This window comes from Nonomuraea sp. KM88 (assembly GCF_052245635.1).
Lineage (GTDB): Bacteria > Actinomycetota > Actinomycetes > Streptosporangiales > Streptosporangiaceae > Nonomuraea.
The window spans coordinates 394903-408683 of the sequence record NZ_JBQQCC010000005.1; the positions used below are offsets into that span (position 1 = coordinate 394903).

Annotated in this window: 15 protein-coding genes; 4 read left to right on the top strand and 11 right to left on the bottom strand. The window is 73.9% G+C overall.

All coding sequences use genetic code 11. The features are described from left to right. Positions 1–16: 16 nt before the first annotated feature. The 3 genes from ACTWPV_RS18475 to ACTWPV_RS18485 all read left to right on the top strand — a co-directional run bounded on the left by ACTWPV_RS18475 (position 17) and on the right by ACTWPV_RS18485 (position 4658). The gene (locus ACTWPV_RS18475) at positions 17–2782 is read left to right on the top strand and encodes a DEAD/DEAH box helicase (protein ID WP_443152702.1); all 2766 of its coding nucleotides are present in this window, start codon (positions 17–19) and stop codon (positions 2780–2782) included. Beyond that, positions 2779–3948: an SWIM zinc finger family protein gene (locus tag ACTWPV_RS18480; RefSeq protein WP_443152703.1), complete on the top strand. Its 1170-nt coding sequence runs from the start codon at positions 2779–2781 to the stop codon at positions 3946–3948. The genes ACTWPV_RS18475 and ACTWPV_RS18480 overlap by 4 nt, the downstream gene beginning before the upstream one ends. 98 nt (positions 3949–4046) lie before the next feature. After that, a complete protein-coding gene (locus ACTWPV_RS18485) occupies positions 4047–4658 on the top strand; it encodes a dihydrofolate reductase family protein (protein WP_443152704.1) in 612 nt (203 codons plus the stop codon). Positions 4659–4758: 100 nt separating this feature from the next. Here the strand turns inward: ACTWPV_RS18485 and ACTWPV_RS18490 are convergent, their stop codons facing one another. The 9 genes from ACTWPV_RS18490 to ACTWPV_RS18530 all read right to left on the bottom strand — a co-directional run bounded on the left by ACTWPV_RS18490 (position 4759) and on the right by ACTWPV_RS18530 (position 11375). Further along, entirely contained in the window at positions 4759–5157 is a 399-nt protein-coding gene (locus ACTWPV_RS18490) for a VOC family protein (RefSeq protein WP_347648130.1), read from the bottom strand. Further along, complete coding sequence (locus ACTWPV_RS18495) at positions 5154–5774, bottom strand: SRPBCC family protein (protein WP_443152705.1); 621 nt, start codon at positions 5772–5774, stop codon at positions 5154–5156. The genes ACTWPV_RS18490 and ACTWPV_RS18495 overlap by 4 nt, the downstream gene beginning before the upstream one ends. Further along, entirely contained in the window at positions 5774–6124 is a 351-nt protein-coding gene (locus tag ACTWPV_RS18500; RefSeq protein ID WP_347648132.1) for an ArsR/SmtB family transcription factor, read from the bottom strand. Before ACTWPV_RS18500 ends, ACTWPV_RS18495 begins: the two co-directional genes overlap by 1 nt. A gap of 48 nt (positions 6125–6172) precedes the next feature. Then, positions 6173–6778: an energy-coupling factor transporter transmembrane component T family protein gene (locus ACTWPV_RS18505; RefSeq protein ID WP_443152706.1), complete on the bottom strand. Its 606-nt coding sequence runs from the start codon at positions 6776–6778 to the stop codon at positions 6173–6175. Further along, complete coding sequence (locus ACTWPV_RS18510; RefSeq protein WP_443152707.1) at positions 6775–7449, bottom strand: energy-coupling factor ABC transporter ATP-binding protein; 675 nt, start codon at positions 7447–7449, stop codon at positions 6775–6777. Before ACTWPV_RS18510 ends, ACTWPV_RS18505 begins: the two co-directional genes overlap by 4 nt. A gap of 1 nt (position 7450) precedes the next feature. Then, positions 7451–8608 (bottom strand): thiolase family protein, encoded by a 1158-nt coding sequence (locus ACTWPV_RS18515; protein WP_443152708.1) that lies wholly within the window; start codon positions 8606–8608, stop codon positions 7451–7453. Beyond that, a complete protein-coding gene (locus tag ACTWPV_RS18520) occupies positions 8608–9984 on the bottom strand; it encodes a class I adenylate-forming enzyme family protein (RefSeq protein WP_443152709.1) in 1377 nt (458 codons plus the stop codon). Before ACTWPV_RS18520 ends, ACTWPV_RS18515 begins: the two co-directional genes overlap by 1 nt. Before the next feature lie 7 nt (positions 9985–9991). Then, entirely contained in the window at positions 9992–10597 is a 606-nt protein-coding gene (locus tag ACTWPV_RS18525; protein ID WP_347648137.1) for a biotin transporter BioY, read from the bottom strand. Positions 10598–10718: 121 nt separating this feature from the next. After that, on the bottom strand, positions 10719–11375 hold the full coding sequence (locus ACTWPV_RS18530; RefSeq protein ID WP_443152710.1) for a TetR/AcrR family transcriptional regulator: 657 nt from the start codon (positions 11373–11375) through the stop codon (positions 10719–10721). A 94-nt stretch (positions 11376–11469) separates the two neighbouring features. Between ACTWPV_RS18530 and ACTWPV_RS18535 the strand changes: the two genes are divergently transcribed. Then, positions 11470–12138 (top strand): GAP family protein, encoded by a 669-nt coding sequence (locus ACTWPV_RS18535; RefSeq protein WP_443152711.1) that lies wholly within the window; start codon positions 11470–11472, stop codon positions 12136–12138. A 28-nt stretch (positions 12139–12166) separates the two neighbouring features. On the opposite strand, the gene ACTWPV_RS18540 is transcribed toward ACTWPV_RS18535, so the two are convergent. After that, on the bottom strand, positions 12167–13405 hold the full coding sequence (locus tag ACTWPV_RS18540; RefSeq protein WP_443152712.1) for an RNA polymerase sigma factor: 1239 nt from the start codon (positions 13403–13405) through the stop codon (positions 12167–12169). Then, entirely contained in the window at positions 13402–13773 is a 372-nt protein-coding gene (locus tag ACTWPV_RS18545) for a YciI family protein (RefSeq protein WP_347648141.1), read from the bottom strand. Before ACTWPV_RS18545 ends, ACTWPV_RS18540 begins: the two co-directional genes overlap by 4 nt. Between the last annotated feature and the right edge of the window lie 8 nt (positions 13774–13781).

A 13781-nucleotide genomic window follows, 5' to 3' on the forward strand; every position in this document is an offset into this window, starting at 1 on the left:
CGTACACTGTACGGCCGTGAGCCCCTTGACGGATCTGGTACGACACGCGGCAGTCTTCCAACCCGGCGATCCCCCCAGGTCGGGGGTGGTCGCCTTTCTCGATCCGGACGGCGAGTCCACCATGACGGTGGCCGAGCAGAACGGTGGCGAGGTGCGCACCCAGCAGGTCGCGGCGACCGTCGTGCCGGTGCACGAGGCAGTGGCCGCGCTGGCCCGGGCCCGCACCGGCCCCGACGTCCACCCTGCCACACGATTCTGGGGCGCGGTGGCCCTCGTGGCGCTCCAACTCGTCACGCGGGGCCGCGTGCTGCCCGGGGTGACGGCGGGCGAGCACGACTCCTGGCGGGCGGGGCCGCTGGACGCCGCCGACCTCCGGCGCGTACGCGACCTGGCCGATGCCATGCCCCCCACTGCCCGCGCCGCACCCCTGGGAAACCCGCGGGACGCCGGGATCAGGCTGCCCGACGCCGAACCGCTCGTGCGCGCCTTCCTGGACGCGGTCGCCGACACCATGCCGCGCTCCCCCGGCGCCGTCAGGGCCACCGGCACCACCGCCTACGCCGCCATGAAGCCCGTCAAGGTGCCGCACCTGCGCGGATGGGCCGAGGAGGTGTCGGCCGGGCTCGACGCCGGCGTGCGCCTGTCGCTGCGGCTGGAGGCCGGCGACCTGTCCGGCGAGCCGGCAGGTGACCTCGCCGGTGAGCTGGCCGGTGAGTTCCGCGCCGTCGTCCAGGTGCACAGCCTGGCCGACCCCTCGCTCGTCGTCGACGCCGCCGCCCTGTGGCAGCGCGGCGGGCATGGCGGTGGGCACGGCCTCGGCGCCCGCGCCAGGATCGAGACCACCCTGGCAGTCCGCCGCGCCGCCCGCGCCTGGCCTCGCCTCGAACGGCTGCTCGACAGCGCGGTCCCCGACGAGCTCACCCTCTCCGACGGTGACGTCGACGACCTCCTCGCCGGCGCCGCGGAGCGCCTGGCCGCCATCGGCGTCGAGGTGCACTGGCCCAAGTCACTCGTACGCGGCCTGAGCGCCCGCGCGGTCATCGGCGAGCGCGACAGCGCGCCCTCCGACATGCCCTCGTTCCTCGGCGGCCACCAGCTGACCAGCTTCGACTGGCAGCTCGCCCTCGGCGGCGAACGCCTGACCCCCGCCGAGATGGACCTGATCGCCGAGGCCCACCGCCCCGTCGTACGGCTGCGCGAGCAGTGGGTGCTCATCGACCCCGACCTGGCCCGCAAGGCCCGCCGGGAGCTCAAGCCCCTGACCGGGCTCGAAGCGCTCGGCGCCGCCCTGACCGGGACGGTCGAGGTCGACGGCGAGCAGATCGAGGCCGAGCCCACCGCCTGGCTGCGCGACCTGCGCGAACGCCTCGCCGAGCCAGCCGACGTCGGCCCGCCGCCCGGGCTGGCCGCCACCCTGCGCGACTACCAGCTGGCCGGGCTGCGCTGGCTGGCCAGGATGACTTCCCTCGGCCTCGGCGGCTGCCTGGCCGACGACATGGGCCTCGGCAAGACGATCACCGTGATCGCCCTCCACCTGCACCGCACGGGCACCGGCCCGACGCTCGTGGTGTGCCCGGCCTCGCTGCTGGGCAACTGGGAGCGGGAGATCACCAGGTTCGCGCCCGGCGTGCCCGTGTGCCGCTACCACGGCTCCGCCCGCACGCCCGCCGACGAGGGGTTCGTGCTGACCACGTACGGCACCATGCGTCTCGACGCGGACCGCCTGGCCGCCCACCCGTGGGGCCTGCTCGTGGCCGACGAGGCCCAGCACGTCAAGAACCCCGCGTCCGGGACCGCCAAGGCCCTGCGCGAGATCCCCGCCGCCGCCCGCGTCGCGCTGACCGGCACCCCCGTGGAGAACAACCTGTCGGAGCTGTGGGCCATCCTCGACTGGACCACGCCCGGACTGCTCGGCCCGCTCAGCAGGTTCAGGGCGCGATGGGCCAAACCCGTCGAGTCCGGCGACCGCCAGGCGGCCGAACGGCTGGCGCGGCTGGTCGGCCCGTTCCTGCTGCGCCGCCGCAAGAGCGACCCGGGCATCGCGCCCGAGCTGCCGCCCAAGACCGAGACCGACCGTCCCGTCGCGCTCACCACGGAGCAGGCCGGGCTGTACGAAGCCGCCGTACGCGAGATCATGGCCCGGATCAGGGACGCCCAGGGCATGGCCAGGCGCGGCCTCATCGTCAAGCTGCTCACCGGGCTCAAGCAGATCTGCAACCACCCCGCCCACTACCTGCACGAGGCCGACCCGCGCCTGCCCGGCCGCTCCGGCAAGCTCGAACTGCTGGACGAGCTCATCGACACCATCACCGCCGAGGACGGCGCGGCGCTGGTCTTCACCCAGTACGTCGCCATGGCCCGCCTGCTGGAACGCCACCTCACCGCCCGGGGCGTGGGCACCCAGCTGCTGCACGGCGGCACCCCGGTCGCCCGCCGCGAGGAGATGGTCCGCCGCTTCCAGGACGGCCGGGCGCCGGTGTTCCTGCTGTCGCTCAAGGCGGCCGGTACGGGCCTCAACCTCACCAACGCCGACCACGTCATCCACTACGACCGCTGGTGGAACCCCGCCGTCGAGGACCAGGCCACCGACCGCGCCTACCGCATCGGCCAGACCCGTCCCGTCCAGGTGCACCGCCTGATCGCCGAGGGCACGATCGAGGACCGCATCGCCGGCATGCTCGCCGCCAAACGTTCGCTCGCCGACGCCGTGCTCGCCTCCGGCGAGGCCGCCTTCACCGAACTGACCGACGCCGACCTCGCCGCGCTCGTGGAGCTGAGGTGAACGCCGCCCGCGGGTTCCCCGCCTTCGCCCCCCAGCGGGCCGGCGCCCGTTTCGCCACCTCCTGGTGGGGCCGCGCCTGGGTCAAGGCCATGGAGGACACCTCCCTCGACCACGTCCTGCTGCGCAAGGGCCGCGCGTACGCCAAGACCGGGCAGCTCGGCCCCATCACCGTCAGCCCCGGCCGCATCGCCGCCGTCGCCGAGAACGAGTACGACACCGTCGTACGCGTCGAGGAGCTCACCGGCGCCGCATGGGAACGTTTCCTCGGCCAGGTGGCCGCCAAGGCCGGGCACATCGCCGCGCTCCTCGACCGCGACATGCCGCACGACCTGGTCGAGGCCGCCCAGGACGCCGCCGTGCCGCTGCTGCCCGCCGTCGGCGATCTGGAGCCCGAATGTTCCTGCCCCGACTGGGGCCACCCGTGCAAGCACGCGGCCGCCCTGTGCTACCAGGCCTCGTGGCTGCTGGACGCCGACCCGTTCGTGCTGCTGCTCATGCGCGGGCGCGGCCGGGACGAGCTGATCGAGGCGCTCCAGCGGAGCGACGTCCCTGCCGGCGATCCCGCCCGTGAACCCGGGGGCGTGCCGGCCGCCGAGGCGTTCGCGCTGGGGACACCGCCGCTGCCCGCCCCGCCGCCGGACGACGTCGCCTTCACCCCGCCCGCGCTCGAGCCCGGCCCCGGCGGCGACATCGGCGTCGACGTCGACGCGCTGGGCGTGCTGGCCGCCTCCGCCGCCTCCCGGGCGCGCGAGCTGCTGCTGCGCGGGCGGCTGCCCCGCCTCACCGAACACCAGGACCGCGTACGGCTGGCCGCCGAGTACGGCCTCGGGCTCGACCGCGGGCTTGAGGCCGCCGTCGAGGCCTGGAGGTACGGCGGCGCCGACGGCCTCGACGTGCTCGAAACCCCGTGGACGCCGCCCCGCCAGGACCTGGCCAGGGCGCGAGCCCGGCTGGAGGCCGGCTGGGAGGGCACGGGCCCGCCGCCCGTCGAGGCGTGGCGCAACCGCTGGACGCTCGGCCCGCTGCAACTGCGCTACGGGCGCGACGGGCGGTGGTACCCCTTCACCGAACGCGACGGCGGCTGGTGGCCGGCCGGCCCGCCCGAACACGACCCGTCGGCCCTCGTCAGCGGTGGCCGGCCACGACCGACGTGCCAGGACCGATGAGTTTCGGCACGCCACGGTGTCCACAACAGTAGGGAGGGAGTCTCCCCCCGAAAGCGACTGAGTCGGCCATCGGGGCCGAAGAGAGTGTGTGATAGGCCATGAAGCTGGTTGTGCAGCAGTTCCTGAGCCTCGACGGTGTCTCCCAGGGGCCGGGGGCCCCGGACGAGGACACCAGCGACGGGTTCATGCGGGGCGGCTGGTTCGTGCCGCACCTGGACGAGGAGTTCGACCGGCTGGCCGGCACCTGGCTCCGCCAGGCGGACGCGTTCCTGTTCGGCCGCCGTACCTACCAGAACTTCGCGCGGGACTGGCCGAAGATGACCGACCATCCCTCCGCGGAGCTCATGAACGGGCTGCCGAAGTACATGGCCTCCAACAGTCTGACCAGGGCCGAATGGAATCCGACCACGATCCTGTCCGGCGACGTCACCGCCCGGGTCGCCGAGCTGAAGCGGCGGCCCGGCAGGGAACTGCAGATCCACGGCAGCGCCCGGCTGGCGCAGTCTCTGCTGGCCGCCGGGCTGATCGACACGTTGCGACTCGTGATCGCCCCGGTGGTGGTGGGCCGGGGCCGGCGCCTGTTCCCGGACGGCGGCGCCCCCGCCGGCCTGCGGCTCGCCGGCCACCAGACGACACCGGGCGGCCTGTCGGTGCACACCTTCGAACCGACGGGGCTTCCGGCCTACGGGACCTACGGGACCGACACGTAGGTCCGGGTGACGGCCCCGCGTCCCGATCACGCCCCCGGGCGCCCCGGCCATGGGCCGGCGCCGCCCGGGGCCGGGCTCTGATCGGCCGCGGGGCGGGCGTTCAGGCCAGGTTGAGCTGCCACGAGACGCCGAAACGGTCGTTGACCCAGCCGAACTTCGTGCTGAACCCGTAGGAGCCCAGCGGCATCAGCTCGCCCCCGCCCTCGGCCAGCGCCGCGTACAGGCGGTCGAGCTCCTCCTCGGTGTCGCAGTCGACGAACAGCGACATCGAGGGCGTGAAGTCGAAGCCGTGCGGCGTGGGGCTGTCCAGGCACATGTACTCCTGGCCGGCCAGCGTGAACGTGCCGCGCTTGACCGAGCCCTCCGCGCCGGGCTCGCCCGGGCCGAAGCGCTCCAGACGGGTCACCTTGGCGTCGTCGAACAGCGACACGTAGAACGTCATCGCCTCCTCGGCCTCGCCCTTCTGGAACATGAGGAACGTGTGAATCTTCTGGGTCATGCGGGGGACTCCTCCTCGGGAGCGTAGAAGGCGGTGGTGGCGGCCACGGCGGCGGCGGCCTGGTCGGCGGGGGCGCCCGCGGCCTGGAACGCCTCACCCCACGCCTGGCTGGTCGCGATGATGAAGCTGCGGCCGTCGGCGGTCAGGTGGAAGGTTGCCTCGTCCACCTGCTCGCCGCCCGACAGGTGCAGGCCCAGGCCCAGCAGCGACAGGTCCCAGCCCACGCCGGTCGCGCCGGGCCCGTACTGCGACCACATCTCGGCCGGCATCTCGGCGGTGTGCTCGAGCTCGAACAGGGTGCCGCCGTCCTCGGCCGACAGCCGCACCTCGACCTCGGAGAAGCCGGGGTCGGGGCCGAACAGCCAGGTGACCTTGAGCAGGCGCGGCGGCTCGCAGCGCAGGATCTCGCCGCCCGCGTTGCCCTTGAGCTGGTACGTGCCCCCCACCCGGAGGTCCCCGGTGACCGGCAGGAACCAGCGGCTCAGCCGCTCGGCGTCGGTGCAGGCCTCCCAGACGTCCTCCACGTCCGCGTCGTAGTGGCGCCGCAGCGCCACGGTCTTGCGCTCGCCGTTGACCACCTCGCGGTGGGCTCGGTTGAGCTCGTCGATGAAACTCATCAAGTGTCCTTCGTGTCGTCTTGAGCGCGGCGTTCGCGTTTGCCCCGTGCCAGCTCGGTGGCCAGCGCGTCGAGCCGCTGGTTCCAGAAACCGCGAAATCGTTCCAGCCAGAGGTCGACCTCCCGCAGTGGCCCCGCCTCGACGGCGTAGAGCCGCCTGGCGCCCTGGGCGCGCACGCTGGCGAACCCGTTGTCGCGCAGCACCCGCAGGTGCTGGGAGACGGCCGGCTGGGAGATGCCGAACTCCTGCTGGATGACCGCGGTCACCTCGCCGGAGCTGCGCTCGCCCTCGGCGAGCAGCTCCAGGATCCGGCGTCGCACCGGATCTCCGAGGACGTCGAATGCGTGCACGCCGCTCACTATTTCAGGTCACACTTATATAAGTCAACACGGGTATAACTAGTCGTCCAGCCCGCGCGCGCTGAGCGCCTCCCCCAGCGCGTCGGCGTGCCGCAGCGAGCTCACCACCAGCGGCACGGCGAAGGCGCGCAGGCTGCGCTCGACCCCCCTGGCCCGCTGCGCCTCCCGGACGCGCCCGGCCAGCGCAGCGATGACGGGCACGCTGCGTACGGTCAGCGACAGCAGCAACGACAGGCGGAACGGGTCGAGCCCGACCAGCCTCGCCGGCCCCAGACACCGTTCCAGCGCCGCCATCATGGCCGACGTGCGGGTGGTCAGCGTGACCAGCCCCGCCAGCGCGACGGCCAGCAGCACCCGCAGCGTCGTGACCGCCGCCCCCTCCAGGCCGACGAACACCCACTGCAGCCCGAACAGCGCCACCACGAAATAGCGCACCGGCCGCACCTGAGCCCACGCCGCCGCCGGCCCCACCCGCGACACCGCGTAGAGCCCGGCCACGACGGCCGCCGCGCCGGCCAGCGCCGCCGGCGAGGACAGCAGCACCAGCACCGTGCAGGCCACCGCCAGCCCGGCCAGCTTCGCCCCGGCCGGCAGGCGGTGCAGCGGCGAGGAACCCGGCACGTAGGCGCCGGTCAGGCTGTTCACGCCATCATCTTCCTGTAGTGTCCGATGGCCTCCTGCGGGCTGCCGTCGGCCACGATCCTGCCCTGGTCGAGCACCAGCACCCGGTCGAAGTCCGCCAGCAGCGGCAGGTCGTGGCTGACCGCCACCACCTGCTGCGGCAGCTCGCGCAGCACCTCGGCGACCTGGCGGGAATGGCGCAGGTCCAGCAGCGTGGTCGGCTCGTCCATCACCAGGATCTCCGGCTGCAGCACCATCACCGAACACAGGGCGAGCAGCTGCTTCTGGCCGCCCGACAGATGGTGCGCGGGATGGTCGGCGTGCCCGGCCAGCCCGTACGCGGCCAGCGCCTCGTGCACCCGCCGCGCCACCTCCTCCCGCTCCAGGCCCTTGCGGCGCAGGGAGAAGGCGACGTCCTCGGCCACCGTCGGCATCACGATCTGCGCGTCGGGATCGGTGAACAGGAATCCGACCGCCCGCCGGATCTTCGCCGCCTGCCGCCGGGTGTCGAGACCGAGCACGGTCACGCTGCCCGAGGTGGGCACGGCCAGGCCGTTGATCAGCCTGGCCAGCGTGCTCTTGCCCGAGCCGTTGGCGCCGACCACGCCGACGCGCCGCTCGGGAAGGCGGGCGGTGACGCCGCGCAGCACGTCACGGCCGCCCAGCCGGACGTGCACGTCCGCGAACTCGATCACCTCACACCACCTCGAACAGCGCGGCCACGCCCAGGCCGCCGCCGACCGCGGCCGTCGCCAGGCCGAGCGTGCCCGGCGGGGCGCCGCCACGGACGAGCCGGGTGAACAGCCTGGCCACCACGACCGCCCCGGAGGCGCCCCACGGATGCCCCAGCGCCAGCGCGCCACCGTCGGGGCACACCCGCTCCCCGTCGGCGCCGAGCGGGTCGAGCCCGAGCGCGTCGGTGACGGCCAGCACCTGCGCCGCGAACGCCTCCACGATCTCCACCGCCGCCACCCGTTCCATCTCGACTTCCGCACGCGCGAGCACCCGCCGCACGGCGGGCACCGGCCCCCACCCCGGCAGCCCGGGATCGCACCCGACGACGGACCCGGCCACCAGCCGCATCCCCGGCAGGCCCGCGCGCAGGTGGTCGGGCACGATGGCCACGGCCGCCGCGCCATCGCTGACCGGGGACGCGTTGCCGGCCGTCACTGTACCCCCGGCCACGAACGCCGCGGGCAGCCGGGCCAGCGACGACGCCCGCAGCGGCCGCGGCCGCTGATCGTCGGCCCGCCCGCCGACCGGCACGATCTCCCCCTCGAACCGCCCCGCCTCGCGGGCGGCCAGCGCCGCCGCGTGGCTACGGCAGGCGTAGGCGTCCTGGCGCTCCCTGACGACGCCGCACGAGGCCGCCAGCGCCTCCGCGGCCGGACCCATGTCCGGGTCGGGGTGCCCGGCGGGCGTGAAAGGCGCCCTGGCGTACGGCTCCGCCTCCCCCCGGCGGGTGCGGTGCGGCGCGGTCGACGCGCTCTCGACACCTCCCGCGATCACCAGGTCCGCGTCACCCGCGCGCACCGCCTGCGCGGCGAGCAGGATCGCGGCCAGGCCGCTGCCGCACTGCCGGTCGACCGTGACCCCCGGTACGGCGTGCCCGAGGCCGGCCGCCAGCGCGGACACCCGCGCCACGTTCCCGCCAGGGCCCATGCAGTTGCCCAGCACGACGTCCTCCACCGCCCGCCCGGCCCTGTCACCAGCCCTGTCACCTGCACCGTCACCCGTTACGTCGTCCACCACCGCGGCGATCACGGGGGCGGCCAGCCGGTCGACGGTCAGCTCCTTGTACGCGTGCCCGGCCGTGCCGATGGGCGTGCGCCGGGCCGCCACCACGACGGCCATCAGACCAGCCGCCGGATGTCGGGATCGCCGCCCGCCAGCCGGGCCGCCACCAGGGCGCGGGCGGGTTTGCCCGACGGCGTACGCGGCAGGCTCGGCACCGCGTACCAGCGGCGCGGCCGCTGAACCGCGTCCAGCCCGCCCCTGGCCATCGCCTCCAGCAGCTCCCGCGACGGCGGCGAGGCGCCCTCCGCCTCGAGAATCGCCGTGACCACCGAACCCAGGGACGGGTGCGGCGAGCCGACCACCACGACGTCGCCCACACCCGGCACCGTCCTGAGCACCTCTTCGACGTCCTCGGCCACGACGGTCGCGCCGCCGGTCTGGATCGCGCCCTCACCCCGGCCGCGCAACCGCAGCACCTCACCCTCCCGGTAGGGCCGCGCCACGTCGCCCACACTGGCCCAGCCGCCCGCGCCGCGCCGCAACGGGCCGGGCACGTCACCCAGATAGCCGTCGGCCAGCCACGGCGAGCGCACCCACACCTCGCCCAGCGCCGCCCCCGGCTCGGCCCTGACCTCGATCTCCACGCCGGGGAACGGGCGCAGCCCGCCTCCGTCGGCGTCGACGGCCACGAACGACAGCTCGGTCGCGCCGTAGTACGCCACGACGTTCACCCCCGCCCGCGCCGCGGCCGCGCGCCCTCCCGGGGCGAGGGCCGCGCCGCCGGCCACGGCCGTGCGCAGCGCCCCTGAGCCGCGCTGACGGCGTAGGACGTCGTCCAGCAGGTGCGGCACCAGGTGCACGACGGTGGCCGACTCCGCCCGGGCTTTCAGTTCCCTGCCGGGGCGGCGGCCGGGCAGGACGGCGGTCGCGCCGGCGGCCAGCGCGTGCACGGCGGCGAAGGCGTACAGGCTGGAGGTCAGCGGCCCCGGCACCAGGATCACGTCTTCGGCGCCGATCCCGGCCAGGTCGCTGAGGTGCGCGAACGAGTCCGTCCACGACGCGCGGCGGCGTAGGACGGCGCGCGGCCGGCCCGTGCTGCCGGAGCTGAAGCAGGCCCACGCCAGGTCGGCGGGGGCCGCGTGCGGGGTCATGGCCGGACCGGGCGCGTACGGGAGAGGCTCGGTCACCAGGAGGTCGGGCATGACCGCGCCGGTGAGGCGCACCCAGCGCTCGCGCCCCCAGGCGGGGTCGCCCACCAGCGGCGTCGCGCCGGCCAGGTCGGCGGCGAGCACGGCGGTCAGCAGCGCGACCGGACCGGCCAGCCCGATCGCGACCAGCGCGCCGGGGCCGATCCCCCGGCCGCGCAGGTGCCGGGCGGCGCCCTGGAGGTTCGCGGCGAGCTCGGCGTAGGAGAGCTCGCCGTCCTGGCCGCACACCGCCGGCCGCGCCGGACGCTCGGCGGCGTGCCGCAGCACGTGTTCTGCTACCGGCATCGCGGGGTCAACGCTCCCCGGTGCGCAGCCGCTCGCGGTGCACGGCGGGCACCGCGTCGGGGTAGGAGGCCTGCACTCCCCGGGCGACGTAGGCCGTCACGACCGCCTTGATCACGTCGCCGGGCAGGAACGCGGCCGTGAGCAGCGCCGCCGCGCCCAGCGACACGCCGGAGACCATCGCCTGGAAGGGAATCCCGACCAGGTAGACCACGCCGACGCCGCCCACCAGGCTCGCCACGAACAGCTGGATCCAGCCTGGCCGGCGGCCCGCCCGCTCGACCAGCCAGCCGGTCACGGCCGCGCCGGGCAGCCAGCCCAGCAGGAATCCCGCCGACGGCGCGGTGAAGGCGCCCAGCCCGCCGCGCCCGCCCGCCAGCAGCGGCAGGCCGGCCGCGACCAGCACGAGCAGCACGGCGACGGCCAGCGCCGCCCGCCAGGAGCCGAGGATCGCGCCCGCCAGCATCACGCCCGCGGTCTGCAGGGTGATCGGGACCGCGTTGCCGAAGACGTTGATGGTGCCCGGCAACCCGAGCACGGCGATCAACGCGGCGAACACGGCCACTCTCGCCAGGTCGCCCGTGGGGAACCTGCGCTGCTTCCCTTCATCCTTCATGGGGTCGATCTCACACCAGAACGGCACGCTTCAGTCATGGAGGTATCCCACAACATTCAACTCGATCATCTGCCACCGGGATACGAGACGCCGGCCAGAGCGCCGTCCCGGTCCACGCGGATCAGCGGCTCTGCGGGTGGTGCGCGGGAGGATCCGGCCGGGGTACGGCACGCAGCAGGGAACGCAGCAGGTGCCTGGCCGTGCCGGCCGGCACCTGGCCGGGGGTGTGGACGATCTGGGAGGCGAGCCCGTCGACGAACGTGTGCAGGAGAGCCGCCCAGAGCTCGACCTCGGCATCGGGGTGCGCGGCCGTGGCCTGTCCCGGGTCGCGTACCGGCTCGTGCCCGCGCAGGGCCGCGATGCACTGGCGGTGCAGCGCCCGCTGGTCGTTCCACGTCACCGAGCCCCCTTCCTGAGGGTGGTGACGCTCCCATTCCACGACCGCCGACCACAGCGCGTACTCCTCGCGCCGCTCGTCGTCGAGCGGCAGCATCTCCTCCACGATGGTGGCGACCTGCTCGACCACCGGGCCTTCGGTACGGGGCCGCTGAACACGCGGGAGGACCCGCCGGCGGAGGGCGTCGGTGGTGGCCTGGACGACGTAGGCCTGCAACTCGTGCTGATTGTTGAAGTAGTGCCGCAAGGAGCCGGTGGACCAGCCGGCTTCGGCGGCGACGCCGCGGACGGTCACGCCGGCCAGCCCGTCGCGCAGGATGATCCGGATGGCCGCCTCGCCGAGCTCGGCCCGTCGCTGGTCGTGGTCAACGAGTCGTGGCACGTCCACATGTTAATACGCATGTGCTAACACGCCCGTGCTAATGTACTGACACGAGCGTGTTATTACGATCCTCCGACCCCCGAGGGAGACAGGTTTGCCGATCGAGACGATCGTGGCGGTGCTGGGGCTGGCCCTGCTCGACACGCTGAGCCCCGCGGTGATCGGGATCACGCTCTACCTGCTGCTGGCCAGGCCGCACCGCGTGAGCCTGCTGCTCGGCGGCTATCTCGGCACGGTCGCGATCGCGTACTTCGCCCTCGGCGTGCTGTTCATGCTCGGCCTGGGCGCTGTCGTGCCCCGCGTCGATGACACCGTGTGGGCCTGGGGGCAGGCCGCCTTCGGCGCGGCCCTCGTGGTGGGCAGCTACTTCATCCCGGACCGGGACCCCGAACGCGCGTCCGTCAGGGCACGGTCCTTCACCATGCGCTCGATGCTGCTGCTGGGGCTGGCGACCTGGCTGTTCGAGTTCGCCACCGCCGTGCCCTACTTCGGCGCGATCGGCATCATGACCCTCGCCGGCCTGCCCGCCGCCCAATGGTCGCCGCTCCTCGGCGTCTACGTGACCATCATGGTGATCCCCGGCGTCCTGCTCTTCGCCGTATGGGCCGCCCTGGGCGAGCGGATCCGCGAACGGTTCGAACGGTGGCAGGGCAGGCTCGACTCCGGCTCCCGCACCACCCTGCGCTGGATCGTCGGGATAGCGGGAGTCCTCATCCTGCTGGACGCGTTGCCCGCCCAGATCACCATCACCGCGGGTCCGTGAGGTCCCTCCGTGTCGGTCCCCACGTCGCTCAGATGAGATCGCCGGCCTTGCTGAGCAGGTAGCGCTGCTCGACCTGGTTCGCGGTCAGGTCGGCCGCCTGACGGTAGAGCGCGGCTGCCCGCGTGGTGTTGCCGGTCATCTGGAGCAGGTGGGCGCGGACCGCGTGCTCCCGCTGCCTGGTGAGCGGGTGCCGGTCCAGGTGGTGGCGTTGGTTGAGGTCGTCCAGGAGCGCCATGCCGCGGGCCGGTCCGTGGGCGTGGGCCACCGCCACCACGCGGCTGAGCTGGACCGGTGCGGTGGGGGTGAGCCGTTCGAGCCACAGGTACAGCATGGCGATCTGAGCCCAGTCGGTCTGGCCGGGTGAGGAGGCAGCGGAGTGCACGGCGGCGATCGCGGCCTGAAGCTGGTAGGGGCCCGGCTGGCTGCGGTTCCAGACGCCGTCGATGAGAGCGGTGCCCTCGTCGATCAGGTCGTGGTCCCACCGGGCGCGGTCCTGCTCGTCCAGGGGAACCAGGTCACCGCCATCGGTGCGGGCGGCGCGCCTGGACTCGGTGAGCAGCATCAGCGCCAGCAGGCCGGTCACCTCGGCGTCGTCGCCGAGCGTGGCGTGAAGCATGCGGGTCAGGCGGATGGCTTCGCGGGTCAGGTCGACGCGGGCGAGCCGGTTGCCGGCGGTGGCGGTGTAGCCCTCATTGAAGATCAGGTAGAGCACCCGCATCACGGCGGCCATACGGCTGTCGCGGTCGGCGTCGGTGGGCGGTGTGAAGCGGGCTCCGGCGCGGGCCAACTGCCGTTTGGCGCGGCTGATCCGGGCGCCCATGGTGGGCGCGGTCGTACCGTGGGCGTGTGCGATCTCGGCGGTGGTCAGGCCGCCGACCGCGCGCAGCGTGAGCGCCACCTGGGAGGTGGGGTCCAGCGCGGGATGGCAGCACAGCAGCAGCAGGGTCAGGCTGTCGTCGGTCTCGCGTGCGGGATGTGCCCGTCGCTCGGGTCCTTGCATGGCCAGCTCGGCCACTCCGGCCTGCTGCTCGCGGCGGTGGCGGGCCTGGTCGGAGCGGATCAGGTCGACCATGCGCCGGTATCCAACGCGGATGAGCCAGCTGCGCGGGTTCTCCGGGACGCCCTCGGCCGGCCAGACCTGGCTGGCGGTCAGCAGCGCCTCCTGCACTGCGTCCTCGGCGATGTCGAACCGGCCGAAGCGGCGGACCAGCGCGCCGAGCACCTGCGGCGCCTCGGTGCGCAGCAGGTGCTCGTGCTCGTGGTTCACGCCGCGAAGTCCTCACCCATGATCGGGCGGATCTCGATCGGTTCGCCGAGCGCCTCGACGATGCGTGCGGCGATCTCGACGGCGCGCTCCTTGCCGGCCACGTCGATCACGGCGAAGCTGGCCAGGACCTCCTTGAGCTCGGCGAAGGGACCGTCGGTGGCGACCACCTTGTCACCTTTGCGGTGGACGGTGGTGCTGACCGCGGGGTGTCCCAGGCCCTCGCTGGTGACGAACTCGCCGGAGGCGATCAGCTCCCGCTCCAGCTTCTGGTAGGTCGCGAAGGCGGCCAGCGCCTCCTCGGACGGGACGTCGGCGGTGGCGGCGTCCCACTCGGCGGCCGGAGTGTAGGCGAGCAGCAGGTATTTCATGGTGAATC

Bases quoted from the DNA above. Each gene is read 5' to 3' on its own strand.
- ACTWPV_RS18515 (WP_443152708.1), bottom strand. From the start codon at position 8,608: ATGGCCGTCGTGGTGGCGGCCCGGCGCACGCCCATCGGCACGGCCGGG.
- ACTWPV_RS18495 (WP_443152705.1), bottom strand. From the start codon at position 5,774: ATGAGTTTCATCGACGAGCTCAACCGAGCCCACCGCGAGGTGGTCAAC.
- ACTWPV_RS18545 (WP_347648141.1), bottom strand. From the start codon at position 13,773: ATGAAATACCTGCTGCTCGCCTACACTCCGGCCGCCGAGTGGGACGCC.
- ACTWPV_RS18520 (WP_443152709.1), bottom strand. From the start codon at position 9,984: ATGCCGGTAGCAGAACACGTGCTGCGGCACGCCGCCGAGCGTCCGGCG.
- ACTWPV_RS18525 (WP_347648137.1), bottom strand. From the start codon at position 10,597: ATGAAGGATGAAGGGAAGCAGCGCAGGTTCCCCACGGGCGACCTGGCG.
- ACTWPV_RS18485 (WP_443152704.1), top strand. From the start codon at position 4,047: ATGAAGCTGGTTGTGCAGCAGTTCCTGAGCCTCGACGGTGTCTCCCAG.
- ACTWPV_RS18490 (WP_347648130.1), bottom strand. From the start codon at position 5,157: ATGACCCAGAAGATTCACACGTTCCTCATGTTCCAGAAGGGCGAGGCC.